The sequence below is a fragment of the Neobacillus thermocopriae genome (assembly GCF_010975035.1).
Lineage (GTDB): Bacteria > Bacillota > Bacilli > Bacillales > Cytobacillaceae > Neobacillus > Neobacillus thermocopriae.
This window is the reverse complement of the sequence record NZ_JAAIUV010000002.1, coordinates 140927-158323: the sequence shown is the minus strand read 5'-3', so window position 1 is coordinate 158323 and position 17397 is coordinate 140927. Positions and strand designations below refer to the sequence as shown.

Here is a 17397-nt window from a genome sequence, read left to right as displayed (position 1 = left end):
TTATGAAAAAGTGACTGCTAATCGTGCATTAGCTACTTTTTCATAGGGAATTTCAATTACTTTTTTTCTTGTTTTAATTTTCACTTCGATTTTCACGGTCTGGCCATCAAATTCCAGCAACGTTCCTTCGAAGCTTTTTTCACCATCAATAGGCTCATATGTTTTAATAAAGACATTTTTTCCAATCGCTTTTTCAAAATCCTTTGTCTTTTTTAAAGGACGTTCCGCACCGGGTGAGGATACCTCCAAAAAATAATTATGAGGAATTGGATCCGTTTCATCCAGCTTTTCGCTAAGCCGTTCACTAACACTTCCGCAATCCTCAATATCCACACCATCGTCTTTATCGATATATACGCGAAGAAACCAGCTTTTTCCTTCTTTCACATACTCAATATCGACCAATTCCAAGCCAAGCTCCTGAATAATGGGCGCAGCTAGTTCTTCGACTACCTCTGTAATTTTGCTCATGCTATACCTCCTTTTTCACCTATTCCTATGTAGCAGCCGAAAGATTGTAAATACAATGAAATCCACTTTAAACAACACGAAAGAGTGGGAAAAATCCCCACTCTTGTGCATGAGAGTATGTCTTAGTATTTCCAATAAAACTATAACATAACCAGCATCGATATGCAAACTAGAACAAAGATAGCTGATTTTGTTCAGGAAGAGATTTTAAGCAGCCCTGTTTTTCCAAGTACTCCATAATGGTTTTCGAAACTTTCCCCCGCTGCTGTAGGTCTTCCTTAGAAAGAAATTCTCCTTCCTCTCTTGCTTTCACAATATTTAATGCTGCATTTGTTCCAAGACCTGGAATAGAATCAAACGGTGGAATTAATGAATTCCCTTCGATAATAAATTCAGACGCAGCTGATTTATATAAATCATAGTTTTGGAAACTGAACCCTCTTTCAGTCATTTCAAGGGCAATTTCTAATACGGTTAATAAGTTTTTCTCTTTATTGGAAGCTTCAAGGCCCTTTGCATTAATTTCTTCAATCTTTGCACGAATCGCTTCCGATCCACGTGACATTGTTTCTATATCAAAATCTTCTGCCCGAACAGTAAAATAGGCTGCATAATAATAAAGCGGCATATGCACTTTAAAGTAAGCAATCCGAACTGCCATTAATACGTATGCTGCAGCGTGCGCTTTCGGGAACATATATTTAATTTTTTTACATGAGTCGATGTACCATTCCGGTACATCATGCTTCCTCATTTCTGCTTCCATTTCCTCTGTTAACCCTTTACCTTTTCGGACAGATTCCATAATTTTAAAGGCAAAAGATGGCTCGAGTCCTTGGTAAATGAGATAAACCATGATATCATCCCGGCAGCCGATTACTTCACTTAATGTACAGATATTATTTTGGATTAATTCCTGTGCATTTCCTAACCATACATCTGTTCCGTGTGACAAACCTGAAATCTGAACCAACTCTGAAAATGTTGTCGGCTTTGTATCCTCCAACATCTGTCGCACAAAGCGGGTACCAAATTCAGGAATGCCAAGTGTTCCGGTTTTACACATAATCTGTTCAGGTGTTACACCAAGTGATTCAGTGCCACTAAATATTTTCATTACTTCAGGGTCATCCACTGGTATGGTTTTAGGATCAATTCCACTCAAGTCCTGAAGCATTCTAATAACGGTCGGATCATCGTGCCCAAGTATGTCAAGCTTAAGGACGTTATCGTGAATAGAATGGAAATCAAAATGAGTGGTTCTCCATTCAGATGTTTTATCATCAGCAGGATACTGAATAGGGGTAAAATCATATACATCCATATAATCAGGGATAACGATGATTCCACCAGGGTGCTGACCAGTAGTTCTTTTAACACCCGTACAGCCAGATGCAAGCCGTTCAATTTCAGCATTACGAAATTGCAGGTTGTGATCCTGCTGATAGGCTTTTACATAGCCAAATGCTGTTTTATCGGCAACCGTGCCAATGGTTCCTGCACGGAAAACATTGTCCTCACCGAACAGAACTTTAGTATAGTTATGGGCCCGTGGCTGGTATTCACCAGAAAAGTTTAAATCGATATCCGGAACCTTGTCCCCTTTGAAGCCAAGGAACGTTTCAAACGGAATATCATGGCCATCCTTCTTATACTTTGTTCCACATTTAGGGCAATCTTTATCAGGCAAATCAAACCCTGACCCAACAGATCCGTCATCAAAAAACTCCGAATGCTTGCATGACGGACATACATAATGTGGTGGCAAAGGATTAACTTCTGTAATTTCAGTCATCGTAGCAACAAACGATGATCCAACTGATCCACGTGATCCTACAAGATAACCATCATCTAATGATTTTTTTACTAGTTTATGTGAAATTAAATAGATAACTGCAAATCCATGACCAATGATACTTTTTAATTCCTTCTCCAATCGTGCTTCAACAATTTCCGGAAGCGGGTCACCGTAAATTTTTCGGGCCATAGCATAACTCATTTCCCGTATTTCTTCCTCGGCCCCTTCAATTCTCGGAGTATACAAATCATCCTTAATTGGTTTAATCGGTTCGATCATATCCGCAATTTTATTGGTGTTCGTAACAACAATTTCTTTTGCTTTTTCTTCTCCTAAGAACGAAAAAGCTTCCAGCATTTCATTGGTCGTTCTAAAATGGACATCTGGCAATTCGTGCCGATTCAGCGGATTGGCTCCGCCTTGCGAGCTAATTAAAATTTTCCGGTAAATTTTATCATTTTCATTTAAATAATGAACATTACCTGTTGCCACTACAGGAATCCCAAGTTTATCCCCGAGGTCAACAATATTTTTTATAATTTGCTCTAATGCCTTTTCATCACGTACTAGCTCCATTTCTAGCAATGGTGCATAGACCGGTTTCGGCATGACCTCAATATAGTCATAGAAGGATGCAATGGACTCTACTTCATCTGGAGACTTTTGCATCATGCCTTCAAATACTTCTCCTTTATCACACCCAGAACCAACCAAAATGCCTTCCCGATATTTTTGTAAAACAGATCTAGGAATTCTCGGAACACGATAAAAATAATCAACATGAGAAATGGAAACTAATTTAAATAAATTTTTTAAACCTATCTCATTTTGTGCCAGCAATGTACAGTGGAATGGGCGGGCCCTCTGATATGCATTTCCTTTCCCCATATGATCATTAAATTCATCATGATAAGTAATTCCTTTTTCCGCAGCATCCTTTAACATTTTCACCAATAAATATCCGGTTGCTTCCGCATCATAGATGGCACGGTGATGTTGGGTTAATTCGACATCAAACTTTTTCGCCAATGTATTTAAGCGGTGATTTTTTAAATCCGGGTACAGAAAACGTGCAAGTTCTAGTGTATCGATTACCGGGTTACTCGCTTTATCCAATCCTATCTTCTTAAAACCTACATTAAGGAACCCCATATCAAAAGATGCATTGTGGGCAACCAAAATGGAATCTCCCATCCATTCATGGAATTTACGGAGTACTTCCTCTACTTCTGGTGCATTTTGCACCATATCATCTGTAATCCCGGTTAAATTAATCGTTGTAGCAGATAACCGGTGGTGAGGATTAGCAAACGATTCGAATCGGTCAATGATTTCTCCACCTTTTACCTTAACAGCAGCCAGTTCAATGATGGTATCATACACTGCCGAAAGCCCTGTTGTTTCCACGTCAAATACAACATAAGTGTCTTCAGCTAGTAATCGGTGGGCATCATTAAAGGTTATTGGTACACCATCATCAACTAAATTTGCTTCAACCCCATAGAGAATTTTCATATCATTTTTTTTACCCGCACTATAAGCTTCAGGAAAAGATTGGACAACCGCATGATCCGTTATAGCAATGGCTTTATGCCCCCACTTTTTAGCTTGGGCAATAAGTGTCCCTACAGGGGTAACAGCGTCCATTTGACTCATTGGGGTATGCAAATGAAGTTCGACGCGTTTTTCACCCTCTGGTGCTGTATCTTTACGCTCGATTGGTTTGATTTCGTTAATATCATTACCAATCATCACAAGATCGCGTACGAAGGTGTCATTTTGAATACTACCTCTAACACGGACCCACATCCCTTTTTTAACACGTTGAAAAAGGGATGCATCCTCTTTATCCCGTGAAAACATTTTGACCAAAATAGAGCTTGTGTAATCGGTAATTTTAAAGGTTAAGAGGGAACGTCCGCTTCTAAGCTCACGAATTTCTGTGTCAAAAATGTATCCTTCAACAGTAACTCTTCTTTCTTCATCAACAATATCAATTAAACTGCGAAGATCACTGTCATCCTTAATCGTCAATCCAATGGTTAGCGGTCCTTCAGGGAGATCAGAAGTTGAAGCTTCATTTTCTTCTTCTTGTTTTTGCATTTCTACCATTGCCATTAAAGCCCGTTCTTGATCTTCTTTTTGCTTCGCTAATAAAAACTGTTCATACTCTTCGTTTTTCTCTTCTTTTTTCAAAACAATGTCAAATGAAAAAGAAGGAAAACCGAATTTCTGATAGATATCTCCAATGATAGAACCATATTTACGTTTTAAAGCCAGACCTTCCGCTTCATTTCTTACAAAAACAATTAATTTATTTCCTTTTACCTCTGGCATCTGCTCATTTAAAAGCTTTAAAAGTGGTGGAGAGATCCCATCAAGCTGTTGAATACAATGACTCCAATATTCCCTTACTAATTCCTCGGATGCTTGTTGATTAATTACCTTTATATCATAGGAAACTGTCGCAATATTGGAAAACGCCCTTTTAAGTTGGGTAGTAAAACGGGTATAGACATGAAAGGGAAGAATGTTTTCAAGTAAAAAATGAAAATGCCATTTTCTCGCTTTTTTTTCTACGACTAATCGATCTATTTCTGCATTTTGAAAGTGCGATACCACAGCATCTTCTGTTAGTTGTAGCTGCTGGAGCAAGAGTAGGAATCGCTCTTTTTTGCCTAAGGCATGTTCGCTCAACCGACATCTCTCCCATCTATTAAGTAAAAACTATTCTTCTTTATATTAAAAAGATATTATACCATATCATTCTTAAATTTTCGGGGATATTCGACGAAAAAAATGAGCAAATATTTACATAAAAAAAGGAACCACTATCAGGTTCCTTTTTTCTTATTTTAGGAAAAATCTTTGAATATCGTTCCATGTTACGACTAACATTAGAAGCATAAGAAGGGCAAATCCGATAAAATGAACCATTCCTTCCTTTTGACGATCTATCGGCTTTCCTCTTAATGCTTCGACTACAAAAAACATAAGTCTGCCACCATCAAGTGCTGGAATTGGTAATAAATTCATGATTCCTAAGTTAATGCTTAAAATACCAGCCCATTTCATTAAATAAAAGATTCCAGACTTGGCTACCTCATCAGTAGAATAATAAATTCCCACTGGTCCAGACAAAGCATCAATAGAGAATTGCCCTGTTACTAATTTCCCTAACATGACAAAAATCTGTGTTGTCCAAAAATAAGTCTCTTTAGCGCCGGCTGTGACAGCTTGTATAGGCGATTTTTCTACAGGGCTGAATACGCCGATAATTCCTATTTTTTGACCATCAACTGTTTTTGCATCAGGTGTTACGAATAATTCCATCTCTTCCCCATTTCGAATGACGGAAAATTCAAGCTTTTCATTTGGATTTTTACGGATGATTTCAACAACATCAGACCAACTGGAAATTTCGGAACCATCGATACTTTGAACAATATCCCCTTCTTTCAGACCAGCTGCTTTCGCTGCGCCATCAGGGGTAATCTCACCTAATTTCGGCTCATTCGTTGGTACCCCCTGTAACAAAGCAATAAGAACAAAGACTACGAAGGCAAGTACAAAGTTCATCATTGGCCCGGCAAAAATCGCCATAAATCGTTGGCCTAATGTTTTCGTAGCAAATTGTCTATCCAGTGGAGCAATTTGTGATTCTACTCCATTTTCAACAATAACTGCCTTAGGATCGATAGAAAAAGTTTGTAAATTTTCTTGATCATCATCCGGGTAACCTTTAATGATCAAATCTTTTTCAATATCTGCGTATTCTACTTCGACAATTCGGCAATCGGGATATTTTTCTTTATTGTTTAGAATAATTTTGGTGACTATTTCTTCCTTATTAAATAATAATCCAATACGGTATCCTGGTTTTATTTCAATCATTTCCGGATCTTCGCCTGCCATGCGAACATAGCCGCCGATTGGTAATAGGCGAATATTATAAACGGTTTCTCCCTTTTTGTAGGAGAACACTTTTGGTCCCATACCAATGGCGAATTCTCGGCAAAGGATACCTGCTCTCTTAGCAAAAATAAAATGTCCTAATTCATGAAAGAAGACTAGTGCGCCAAAAATGACAATAAAGGCTATAACTGTCGTCAAAAATAAAACCACCTTTTTTATAGAAGTGACATAACATACTGCCTTGTTTCCCTATCTACCTCTTGAATTTGCTGCAGGCTTGGATTTTCAATTACATGGTGAGCAGTTAATGCCTTCTCTATCAAATCTTCAATTTGCAAGAAGCGAATTTTTCCTTCCAAGAATGCTGCAACTGCCGCTTCGTTTGCGGCATTTAAGACAGTTGGCATTGTGCCGCCAATTTTACCAGCCGTATAGGCAAATTGCAAACAACGAAACCTTTCAAAATCCATTTCTTGAAAATGAAGTTTTCCCACACTGGCTAAATTTAATCGATTAGCTGAAGGAAGAGGGATCCTGTCTGGATAGGTAAGCGCATATTGGATCGGAACCCTCATATCCGGTGTTCCAAGCTGAGCAATAATGCTTGAGTCATGAAATTCTACCATCGAGTGGATAATACTCTCCTTATGAAGTAAAACCTCAATTTTTTCAAAAGGCATTTGGAACAACCAATGTGCCTCTATCACTTCTAATCCTTTATTCATCATAGTTGCTGAATCGATGGTAATTTTTGCCCCCATAGACCAGTTTGGATGATTAAGTGCCTCTTCAACCGTAACATTTTCTAATTCATTTCTTGATTTATCACGGAAACTTCCTCCGGATGCAGTTAATATTAATTTTTCTATATTCTTCTCCTTTTCTCCTTGGAGAGCTTGAAAAATTGCGGAGTGTTCACTATCAACAGGTAAAAGGACGACCTGATTTCTTTTGGCAGCTTCAATAATTAAATGCCCTGCGGTTACTAGTGTTTCTTTGTTGGCAATAGCAATCGTTTTTCCGCATTCAATTGCTTGTAAAGTAGGATTTAGTCCTACACTCCCGATCACGGCATTGACAAGAATATCTGACTTGTCATAAACCGCTGTTTCAATTAGTCCTTCCTCACCATATGTACATTTTATATGAGGAAACTCTGTTTTTAATGTATAGTAATCCTGTTGATCTTGTACACATACAAGTTCAGGTTGAAATTCATTGATAATTTTTCGTGCATATGGGATATTTTTGCCAACAGAAAAAGCGGTTAATTGAAATTCTGAGGGATGCTCTCGGATGATGTCAATCGTCTGAGTTCCTATTGAACCAGATGCCCCAAGTAAACTGATTCTTTTCAAAACGGTCAACTCCTCATTTCACACACAAACTTACCAAAGATGGAAAAAATGCAGTAATGGCAAAACAAATAATAAACTGTCAAATCGGTCCAAGATTCCCCCATGTCCTGGTAGGATATTTCCCGAATCCTTTACACCAAAATGACGTTTATAGGCGGACTGTACAAGGTCCCCAATTTGTCCAAACATTGATAATACAATCGTTATCCCAATTAATGAAAAGGTTGTTGCATTGATTTCAGTCAATAAGCTAAAAATGACGGCTACTAATACGGCGCAAACAATCCCGCCGATTGAACCCTCTACGGTTTTATTAGGACTAATTTCTGGCCAAAGTTTTTTCTTGCCCATTGCCTTTCCAACAAAATAGGCTCCAGAGTCTGTTGCCCAGATTAGAAATAATGAATACAAAATATAGACAAGACCTGCTTCACGAACTTCCATGAAGAAATAAAATCCTATTCCCACATAAATGGCCGAGAGCAGAGAAAAAGCAGCCTCTTCAAATGTAAATCGATTTTTTGTTATGACTGTATAAGCTAATAATAGGAGGATACATGCAATCCCTAGCTCTGTTTTAGAATAATAAAATTCATTAAAAAACTTTTCGTATTGCGGTGGAAATAACAATACCCATAAAAATAAAAGTGATAGGAACCCATAAGGTGAAAATATAGTAAGTTTTTTCATCTTAAATAGCTCATAGAGCCCAATACTCGCGAGTAAATACGTTAAAATCACGAATGGCAGTCCACCAAAGTATACGATGGGTAAAAAAAGAGCTGCTGCGATGACTCCTGTTAAAATTCTTTGCTTCATCTAAAAGTTCAACACCTTTTTATTGCTATTTATATGCCTCCAAACCGACGCTGGCGTTTTTGAAAAGATTCAATCGCATCAAGCAAATGCTCTTCCCTAAAATCTGGCCATAAAACGTCTGTAAACCAGAACTCCGAATAGGCCAATTGCCAAAGCATAAAATTGCTCAAGCGAATTTCACCACTTGTCCGGATTAAGAGATCTGGATCTGAAAAATCAGATGTCATTAGATAAGAAGAAAACGTTTCTTCATCCAAATCTTTTTCATCTATTATTCCTGATTTATAATCAATTAAGACTTCCTTTACCGCATCAATAATTTCAGCACGGCTCCCATAATTCAAAGCAAAATTTAGAACAAGACCAGTATTGTCTTTCGTTTCATTGATTGCCTTTTCAATGGCATTTAATGTATGGACAGGCAACTGATCTTTATAGCCCATCATTTTCACTTGTACGTTATTCTCCACTAGTTCTGGAAGAAAGGTATCTAAAAATTCTTCCGGAAGCTTCATAATAAAATCTATTTCATTTTTTGGCCGTTTCCAGTTTTCTGTTGAAAAAGCATATAGTGTTAATGTTTTGATTCCTAATTCATTGGCTAGCATCGTAGTTTTCCGAACAACCTTCATTCCTTCATGGTGCCCGGCAACCCTTGGAAGGGCTCTTTTTTTAGCCCAACGTCCATTTCCGTCCATAATAATGGCTACATGTTCAGGGACGGGAAGTTTTTTTATTTCTTCTATTTTATCTCGGAGTGTGGAAGAGTTATTTTGGTTCTTCCAAATCTTTATTTTATTTAACATAACATTGCTCCTCCAAAATAGTTTTCAATTCCTCCGATAATAAATTGATTATGCGAATGGATATGTAATATATTAATCATGCTTTTATCATATCAAAAAAGCAAAAAGATATCTCTTTTTATACTTATGTAAATTATAATCAATTAAGAATAATGTTCAAAATTCTTTATTCCTAGCTATTCTATTAACTACCTAGATAGTGAAAAAACCCCCTAAAAAGAGGGTCTCATCACAAATTAAATTTCCATAATTTCCTTTTCTTTCTCTTTTGTTAATTGATCGATCTTCTGAATATGTTCATCTGTCAATTTCTGAATATCATCAGAATATCCACGTAATGCGTCTTCTGTAATCTCACCATTTTTTTCAAGCTTCTTCAACTCGTCATTGGCATCACGGCGAATATTTCTGATCGCAACTTTTGCATCTTCTGACTCTTTTTTAGTCACTTTAACAAGTTCTTTACGACGTTCTTCTGTTAGTTGCGGAATCGTAATTCTGATAACAGAACCGTCACTTGTTGGGTTTAATCCTAAATCAGATTTTAAAATTGCCTTTTCAATGTCACCGATAATAGATTTATCATATGGCTGGATCACAAGGAGACGTGGTTCTGGTGTGGTGATTCCAGCTAATTGGTTTACTGGTGTTGGTGCACCATAATAATCCACAGTCACTCTATCTAGAAGAGACGCATTGGCTCTACCTGCACGAATTCCAGCAAGTTCACGAGTATAAGCTTGAATTGCTTTTGTCATACGTTCTTTAGCTGAGCTAATAACTTGTTTCGGCATTATTTTTTCCCCCTAACAATAGTACCAATTTTTTCGCCCATAACGGCCTTTTTAATATTGCCTTGTTCCATAATAGAGAAAACAATGAGCGGAATATCATTATCCATGCATAAAGAGGAGGCAGTTGAATCCATAACCTGTAGACCCTCTTTTAAAACATCTAAGAATGAAAGATCATCATATTTTTGGGCATTCGCATCAACCCGAGGATCTGCAGAATAAACTCCATCCACATTGTTTTTCGCCATTAAAATAACTTCCGCATCAATTTCGGCAGCTCTTAAAGCAGCAGTAGTGTCTGTCGAAAAGTATGGGTTTCCTGTCCCAGCGGCAAAAATGACGACTCTATTCTTCTCCAAATGTCTTATTGCCCGGCGTCTAATATAAGGCTCTGCAACCTGCCTCATTTCAATAGAAGTTTGTACCCTTGATTCAACCCCGAGATGCTCTAGGCTGTCTTGGAGAGCGAGTGAATTCATGACCGTAGCCAGCATGCCCATATAATCAGCAGTCGCACGATCCATACCCATTTCACTGCCAATTTTCCCACGCCAAATATTACCGCCACCAACTACAACCGCAACCTCAACACCAAGATCTGCTATTTCTTTTATTTGTGTGGCAATCGATTTTATAATAGAAGGTTTAATACCAAAGCCCTCTTCACCAGCAAGGGCCTCCCCGCTCAATTTTAATACCACGCGTTTATATTTAGGATTGCTCATATAAACCTCCAGATCGTATGTATTATCATTATCTTTACCTTTAAAAATAGGGAACACATTGTGTCCCCTATTATAAATTCATTAATGCAATCTTGAATCTTCGATTAGTCCGAGAATCATTGACTATTTTTTATTCACTTGGTTCATAACTTCTTCAGCGAAGTTATCTTCGCGTTTTTCGATGCCTTCGCCTACTTCATAACGAATGAATTCACGAATTGTTGCACCTTTTGATTCCACGAATTGGCGAACCTTTTGATCTGGATTTTTAACAAACGCCTGGTCAAGAACACAAACTTCTTCAAAGTATTTTCCTAGGCGACCTTCAACCATTTTAGCAACAATGTTTTCTGGCTTACCTTCATTTAATGCTTGTTGAGTTAATACTTGACGCTCATGCTCTACTTCTTCTTTTGATACTTGGTCACGAGACACGTATTTTGGATTTAATGCTGCGATATGCATAGATACATCTTTTGCAGCATCTGCATCAGTTGTACCTTCAAGAACAGTTAATACAGAAATACGTCCGCCCATGTGAATATAGGCACCAAATGCATCGTTATCTGTTTTTGATACTACTGTAAAGCGACGAAGAGTAAGTTTTTCTCCAATTTTTGCAATAGCAGCATTAATATGTGCTTCCACAGTTGAACCATTTTCCATAGTTTGGCTTAATGCCTCTTCAACAGTAGCAGGTTTGTTTTTAAGCAGATGTTCAGCAAGCTCTTTAACAAGAGTTTGGAAAGCTTCATTTTTTGCAACGAAGTCAGTTTCAGAGTTCACTTCAAGGATTACCGCATCGTTTCCTTCTGTTAAAATAGAAGTTAAACCTTCTGCAGCAATACGGTCTGCTTTTTTTGCAGCTTTAGCAATACCTTTTTCACGAAGGTAATCAATTGCTTTATCCATGTCGCCGTTTGTTTCAGTAAGCGCCTTTTTACAATCCATCATACCAGCGCCAGTTTTTTCACGAAGTTCTTTGACCATTTGAGCAGTAATTGCCATAATCTTTATTTCCTCCTTAATTCACCTATGTATATTTATCTTTACCAACAAGTGCCAAGATAAACTCTCATTCTTTAAAAAAAGGTGATAAAGGGTCTCCCTCTTATCACCTTTTTAACAGATCAAACTATTAGATATGTCTAGTTGCAGAAACCTTGGTTCAAGGCCATAAGCCTAATCTTCCAAAAAGTAAAAATTAACCTTTTGGCCGACACAACTAGTGCTTATTACCAATAACCAGTTTACTTAATTAAGCTTCTACTGCTACCTCTTCACCTTGTTTAGCTTCAAGGATCGCATCTGCCATTTTACTAGTTAATAGTTTAACTGCACGGATTGCATCGTCATTAGCAGGGATTACAACATCGATTTCATCTGGATCACAGTTTGTATCAACAATTCCAACGATAGGAATATTTAATTTCTTCGCTTCAGCAACGGCGATACGCTCTTTACGAGGATCGATAATAAATAATGCATCTGGAAGTTGCTTCATTTCTTTAATACCGCCTAAGAATTTTTCAAGGCGTTCTTGTTCTTTCTTTAATTGAACAACTTCTTTCTTAGGTAATACTTCGAAAGTACCGTCTTCTGCCATTTTTTCAATTTCTTTTAAACGGCCGATACGTTTTTGAATGGTTTCAAAGTTTGTTAAAGTACCACCTAACCAACGTTGGTTTACATAGAACATACCTGAACGTTCTGCTTCTTCTTTCACAGAATCTTGAGCTTGTTTCTTTGTACCAACGAAAAGAATTGTTCCTCCGTTAGCTGCAAGTTCTTTTACCCAGTTGTATGCTTCTTCAACTTTCTTAACAGTTTTTTGAAGATCGATGATGTAAATACCGTTACGCTCCGTAAAGATGTATTTTTTCATCTTAGGGTTCCAACGGCGAGTTTGGTGTCCAAAATGTACACCAGCTTCAAGCAATTGCTTCATTGAAATAACTGACATGATTTTTCCTCCTAATGGTTTTGATTTCCTCCGCTCGCCTCATTTTTAAGCAGAAACTGTATAAACAGCACCATCTGCTTAAATCAACAAGCGTGTGTAATAACACCATGAAATAATATAGCATAGACAATATAAACAATCAAGGATTAGCACAAAAAAATTCCCAGTCTACACTGGGAATCTTATTTTCTTAGTGAGATTTAAGCTTTTCTAGCTCAACTAGGAACTTATCATTTAGAACTTTAATATAAGTTCCTTTCATACCAAGTGAACGAGACTCAATTACTCCTGCACTTTCAAGCTTTCTTAATGCATTGACAATAACTGAACGAGTAATTCCTACACGGTCAGCGATCTTTGAAGCTACTAATAGACCTTCATTACCATTAAGTTCCTCAAAAATGTGTTCAATCGCCTCAAGCTCACTGTATGATAAAGAACTGATTGCCATTTGTACAACCGCTTTGCTTCTAGCTTCTTCTTCAATTTCTTCAGATTTTTCACGTAAAATTTCCATACCAACAACCGTTGCTCCATATTCAGCAAGAAGAAGGTCATCATCATGGAATTTCTCATGCAGACGAGCAAGAATAAGTGTACCTAAACGCTCACCGCCACCAATGATTGGGACAATTGTTGTAAGGCCTTCACGGAATAAATCTCTGTTCTCAACAGGGAAAGCCGTATATTGACTTTCAATATCAAGATTTGATGAGGTTTCGGTAATATTGAATAAACTTTTTGTATATTCTTCAGGGAAACGACGTTCCTCAAACATTTTTTTCATTCTTTCATTTTCAATCTGCTGATAAATAGAGAATCCTAATAGTTTTCCACGGCGGCTAACAATATAAATATTAGACTCAATGATCTCACTTAAAGTATCAGCCATTTCCTTAAAGTTTACTGGCTTTCCTGCTGATTTTTGAAGTAAAGCATTAATTCTTCTAGTTTTTGAAAGTAAGTCCATTTTTTCTTCCTCCTAATTAACTACAACCATTATTAAATTTTTTGTTTGGTTTGATCTATTGACACATGATAGGTACAAAGTATAGATTTCTATAAAATATATTGACTTAAGTCTTTATTTTTAGAAATCGCTCCAAGTTTCTCATCAACATATTGAGGAGTGATCGTAATTTTTTCTAAAGTAATATCTGGTGCTTCAAAAGATAAATCCTCTAAAAGCTTTTCTAGAATGGTATGAAGCCGTCTAGCACCGATATTGTCCGTATTTTGATTCACCTCATATGCTACTTCAGCTATTCTACGAATAGCATCGTCAGAAAATTCTATTTTTATACCTTCTGTTTCCAATAATGCTTGATATTGCTTAATTAATGCATTATCCGGTTCAATTAAAATCCTGAAAAAGTCCTCAACTGTAAGTTTTGAAAGCTCAACTCTGATTGGGAAGCGCCCTTGCAATTCTGGAATTAAATCTGATGGTTTTGCCATATGGAATGCCCCGGCAGCAATAAATAACACATGGTCTGTCTTAATAGGGCCATATTTTGTTACAACAGTCGAACCTTCAACTACAGGTAAAATATCTCTCTGGACACCTTCCCTTGAAACATCTGCGGAAGATCCGCCAGAGTTACGGCTTGCTATTTTATCAATTTCATCAATAAAAATAATTCCAGTTTGTTCAGCACGGTAAATCGCTTCTGAAGTTACTTCATCCATATCAATTAGCTTGGCTGCTTCTTCATTTGTCAATACTTTTCTTGCATCCCGGACAGTAAGTTTTCTTTTTTTCCGCTTTTTAGGCATTAAGCTGCTTAGAGCATCCTGCATATTCATTCCCATTTGTTCAATACCTGAACCTTGAAGCAAATCAAACATGGAAGGAGTTTGTTCTTCTACTTCAACAGTTACGATTTCATCTTCTAATTGACCTAAAGCAAGCTTTTCTTTTACAATTTTTCTTTTTTCTTGGATGGTGTAATCCTCTTGTTGGGTATCCTGTTCTGTAGAAGAATTTCCACCACCAAACAACATTTCCAGAGGGTTTTTATAATTTGCAGATTTTTTTGCTGATGGTACTAAAAGTTCTACCAACCTATTATTCGCATTTTCTTCTGCCCGTTCTTTCACACTTTGCATACGCTCTTCTTTTACTAAGCGAACCGCTGTCTCTGCCAGGTCTCGAACCATCGATTCTACATCCCGGCCAACATATCCTACCTCTGTAAATTTTGTCGCTTCCACTTTAACGAAAGGAGCACCAACCAGTTTTGCAATCCTTCTCGCAATTTCTGTTTTACCTACCCCTGTCGGACCAATCATCAAGATATTTTTCGGGTTAATTTCATCCCTTAATTTTTCATTTAATAAACCTCTTCTATAACGGTTCCTGAGGGCAACAGCAACTGCTTTTTTTGCATCCTTTTGTCCAATAATATATTGATCAAGCTTTTCAACAATTTGACGGGGAGTTAAATTGGTCGTTCTGCCCATTATTCTTACAATCTCCTTTCCCCTTAGAGTTCTTCCACAATAATATTGTGATTGGTATAAACACAAATCTCTGCTGCTATTTCTAACGATGCCTTTGCAATTTCTCTAGCCGATAAATGTTCCCCAGCATATTTCTTAAGTGAACGTCCCGCTGCCAAGGCATAATTCCCACCGGATCCAATTGCTAGAATTCCATCGTCAGGCTCAATGACTTCACCGGTACCTGACACTAACAGCAAGTGTTCACGATTCATTACTATAAGCATAGCTTCTAATTTTCGAAGAACTTTATCGCTTCGCCATTCTTTTGCTAGCTCTACCGCTGCCCTTTGAAGATTTCCGTTAAATTCCTCAAGTTTCCCTTCAAATAACTCAAAAAGGGTAAAAGCATCAGCAACAGATCCTGCAAAACCAGCCAATACCTTCCCATTAAATATCTTTCTTACTTTTTTTGCAGTGTGTTTCATCACAACTGCATTTCCAAAAGTAACTTGACCATCACCGGACATGGCACATTCCCCATTATGGTGGATCGCAAAAATCGTAGTTGCATGAAATTGTTCCATCAGATTATCCTCCTTTAATGTTGGAGTTTTCTCCTTCACGATGCAGTAGAATATGTAAAAAAACAGTCGTTTAAAATAATATGATAATTATTACCATTTATGTCCTCAGTTGTTCATCCCTAAACATTTTGAAGACATTCATGATTTGTTCAAGTATGAACAAACAGTATTCATGCACACCAAATTGTATTTTTAATCAAATAAAACCTGTTTGTAAATACTTATTTGAGAGATTTTAAAAAAACTTAACATTTTCCATATTTACATTCGCAAGGGCTACTAAATCTTATCATAATTCAGTAGCCCTTGCAATAAATTTTACAAAACCTTCACAAAGTTCTGAATTGTTTCCAATGCTCGATTGGCATGTTGTAAATTTCTTTCCTGTTTCCCTTTTATTTTCACAGGCAGTTCAGGAAACAGCCCGAAGTTTGCGTTCATTGGTTGAAAATTGTCAGGATTAGCGCTCGTAATATACCTTGCCATACTTCCAATTGCTGTTTCAGCAGGGAATATAAGCGGCTCCAACCCTTGAACAAGTCTTGAGGCATTAATACCTGCAATTAATCCACTGGCTGCTGATTCCACATAACCTTCTACGCCAGTCATTTGCCCCGCGAAAAATAAGTCTTTACGCTTTTTAAATTGATAAGTAGGCTCTAATACCTTTGGAGAATTAATAAAAGTGTTTCGATGCATTACTCCATAACGGACGATTTCCGCATTTTCCAAACCTGGAATTAGACGAATCACTTCTTTTTGCGGGCCCCATTTCAAATGTGTTTGAAATCCAACAATATTATAAAGCGTTCCTGCGGCATCATCCTGACGGAGCTGGACAACTGCATATGGTCGCTTTCCCGTTTTAGGGTCTTCTAAGCCCACTGGTTTCAAAGGACCAAAAAGCATGGTCTTTTTTCCTCTAGCAGCCATAACTTCAATCGGCATACATCCCTCAAAAAAGATTTCCTTTTCAAATTCTTTTAAAGGAACCGTTTCCGCTGCTAAGAGGGCGTCATAAAATCGGTTAAATTCCTCTTCTGTCATTGGACAGTTTAAATACGCCGCTTCGCCTTTATCATAACGAGATTTTAAATAGACCTTGTCCATATTAATACTGTCTTTTTCAATAATTGGGGCGGCTGCATCATAAAAATATAAATATTCTTCGCCCGTTAACTCTTTCAACTTTGCTGATAGCCCTGGGCTTGTTAATGGACCTGTCGCGATAATAGTGGGGCCTTCTGGAATTTCAGTTATTTCCTCATGAAATACGGTAACATTTTCATGTTTTTTTACCATATCTGTAACCTTGGCCGCAAACTCATGACGATCGACTGCTAGAGCTCCACCTGCTGGAACTGAGCAGGAATCCGCCGCATGAATGATTACTGAATCAAGTTTTCTCATTTCCTCTTTTAACACACCAACTGCATTGGTTAATGTGTTTGCCCGTAAAGAGTTACTGCATACTAATTCAGCAAATTTATCTGTGTGATGAGCGGGAGTTTGCTTAACTGGTCTCATTTCGTATAGATGGACTTTTATTCCCCGCTTAGCTATTTGCCAAGCTGCTTCACTACCTGCCAATCCGGCACCAACTACTGTTATTATTCGTTCAGTCATATTGAACCTCCTGAAATACTCCAACATCAAATAAAAATAGTATTACATATAACTTTCCCTCAATGAAGTCCATCTTGCATTGTACTATACGTT

General features: G+C 37.5%; 14 protein-coding genes. All 14 read right to left on the bottom strand.

Features of this window, described 5'->3' with window-relative positions; all coding sequences use genetic code 11:
* The 14 genes from rimP to trmFO all read right to left on the bottom strand — a co-directional run bounded on the left by rimP (position 1) and on the right by trmFO (position 17304).
* Positions 1-471: a ribosome maturation factor RimP gene (gene rimP / locus G4Z05_RS02150; RefSeq protein WP_163250254.1), complete on the bottom strand. Its 471-nt coding sequence runs from the start codon at positions 469-471 to the stop codon at positions 1-3.
* 169 nt (positions 472-640) lie between these two features.
* Positions 641-4966, bottom strand: coding sequence for a PolC-type DNA polymerase III (locus tag G4Z05_RS02145; protein ID WP_163250253.1), 4326 nt, complete (start codon positions 4964-4966; stop codon positions 641-643).
* Positions 4967-5119: 153 nt separating this feature from the next.
* A complete protein-coding gene (gene rseP, locus G4Z05_RS02140; RefSeq protein WP_163250252.1) occupies positions 5120-6382 on the bottom strand; it encodes an RIP metalloprotease RseP in 1263 nt (420 codons plus the stop codon).
* 17 nt (positions 6383-6399) lie between these two features.
* Positions 6400-7542, bottom strand: a complete 1143-nt coding sequence (gene dxr / locus G4Z05_RS02135) for a 1-deoxy-D-xylulose-5-phosphate reductoisomerase (protein ID WP_163250251.1) — start codon at positions 7540-7542, stop codon at positions 6400-6402.
* A 30-nt stretch (positions 7543-7572) separates the two neighbouring features.
* Complete coding sequence (locus tag G4Z05_RS02130) at positions 7573-8361, bottom strand: phosphatidate cytidylyltransferase (protein WP_163250250.1); 789 nt, start codon at positions 8359-8361, stop codon at positions 7573-7575.
* A gap of 29 nt (positions 8362-8390) precedes the next feature.
* Positions 8391-9167 (bottom strand): isoprenyl transferase, encoded by a 777-nt coding sequence (locus G4Z05_RS02125; RefSeq protein ID WP_163250249.1) that lies wholly within the window; start codon positions 9165-9167, stop codon positions 8391-8393.
* 236 nt (positions 9168-9403) lie between these two features.
* On the bottom strand, positions 9404-9961 hold the full coding sequence (gene frr / locus G4Z05_RS02120; RefSeq protein ID WP_163250248.1) for a ribosome recycling factor: 558 nt from the start codon (positions 9959-9961) through the stop codon (positions 9404-9406).
* On the bottom strand, positions 9961-10686 hold the full coding sequence (gene pyrH / locus G4Z05_RS02115; protein WP_163250247.1) for a UMP kinase: 726 nt from the start codon (positions 10684-10686) through the stop codon (positions 9961-9963). The genes frr and pyrH overlap by 1 nt, the downstream gene beginning before the upstream one ends.
* Positions 10687-10809: 123 nt before the next feature.
* On the bottom strand, positions 10810-11694 hold the full coding sequence (gene tsf, locus G4Z05_RS02110; RefSeq protein ID WP_038541122.1) for a translation elongation factor Ts: 885 nt from the start codon (positions 11692-11694) through the stop codon (positions 10810-10812).
* A 250-nt stretch (positions 11695-11944) separates the two neighbouring features.
* Positions 11945-12649, bottom strand: coding sequence for a 30S ribosomal protein S2 (rpsB, locus tag G4Z05_RS02105; protein ID WP_038541119.1), 705 nt, complete (start codon positions 12647-12649; stop codon positions 11945-11947).
* A gap of 190 nt (positions 12650-12839) precedes the next feature.
* Complete coding sequence (codY, locus tag G4Z05_RS02100; RefSeq protein WP_163250246.1) at positions 12840-13619, bottom strand: GTP-sensing pleiotropic transcriptional regulator CodY; 780 nt, start codon at positions 13617-13619, stop codon at positions 12840-12842.
* Between the two features lie 89 nt (positions 13620-13708).
* A complete protein-coding gene (gene hslU / locus G4Z05_RS02095) occupies positions 13709-15112 on the bottom strand; it encodes an HslU--HslV peptidase ATPase subunit (protein WP_163250245.1) in 1404 nt (467 codons plus the stop codon).
* Positions 15113-15135: 23 nt separating this feature from the next.
* A complete protein-coding gene (gene hslV / locus G4Z05_RS02090; protein ID WP_163250244.1) occupies positions 15136-15678 on the bottom strand; it encodes an ATP-dependent protease subunit HslV in 543 nt (180 codons plus the stop codon).
* 318 nt (positions 15679-15996) lie between these two features.
* Positions 15997-17304, bottom strand: coding sequence for an FADH(2)-oxidizing methylenetetrahydrofolate--tRNA-(uracil(54)-C(5))-methyltransferase TrmFO (trmFO, locus tag G4Z05_RS02085; protein ID WP_163250243.1), 1308 nt, complete (start codon positions 17302-17304; stop codon positions 15997-15999).
* Positions 17305-17397: the final 93 nt, after the last annotated feature.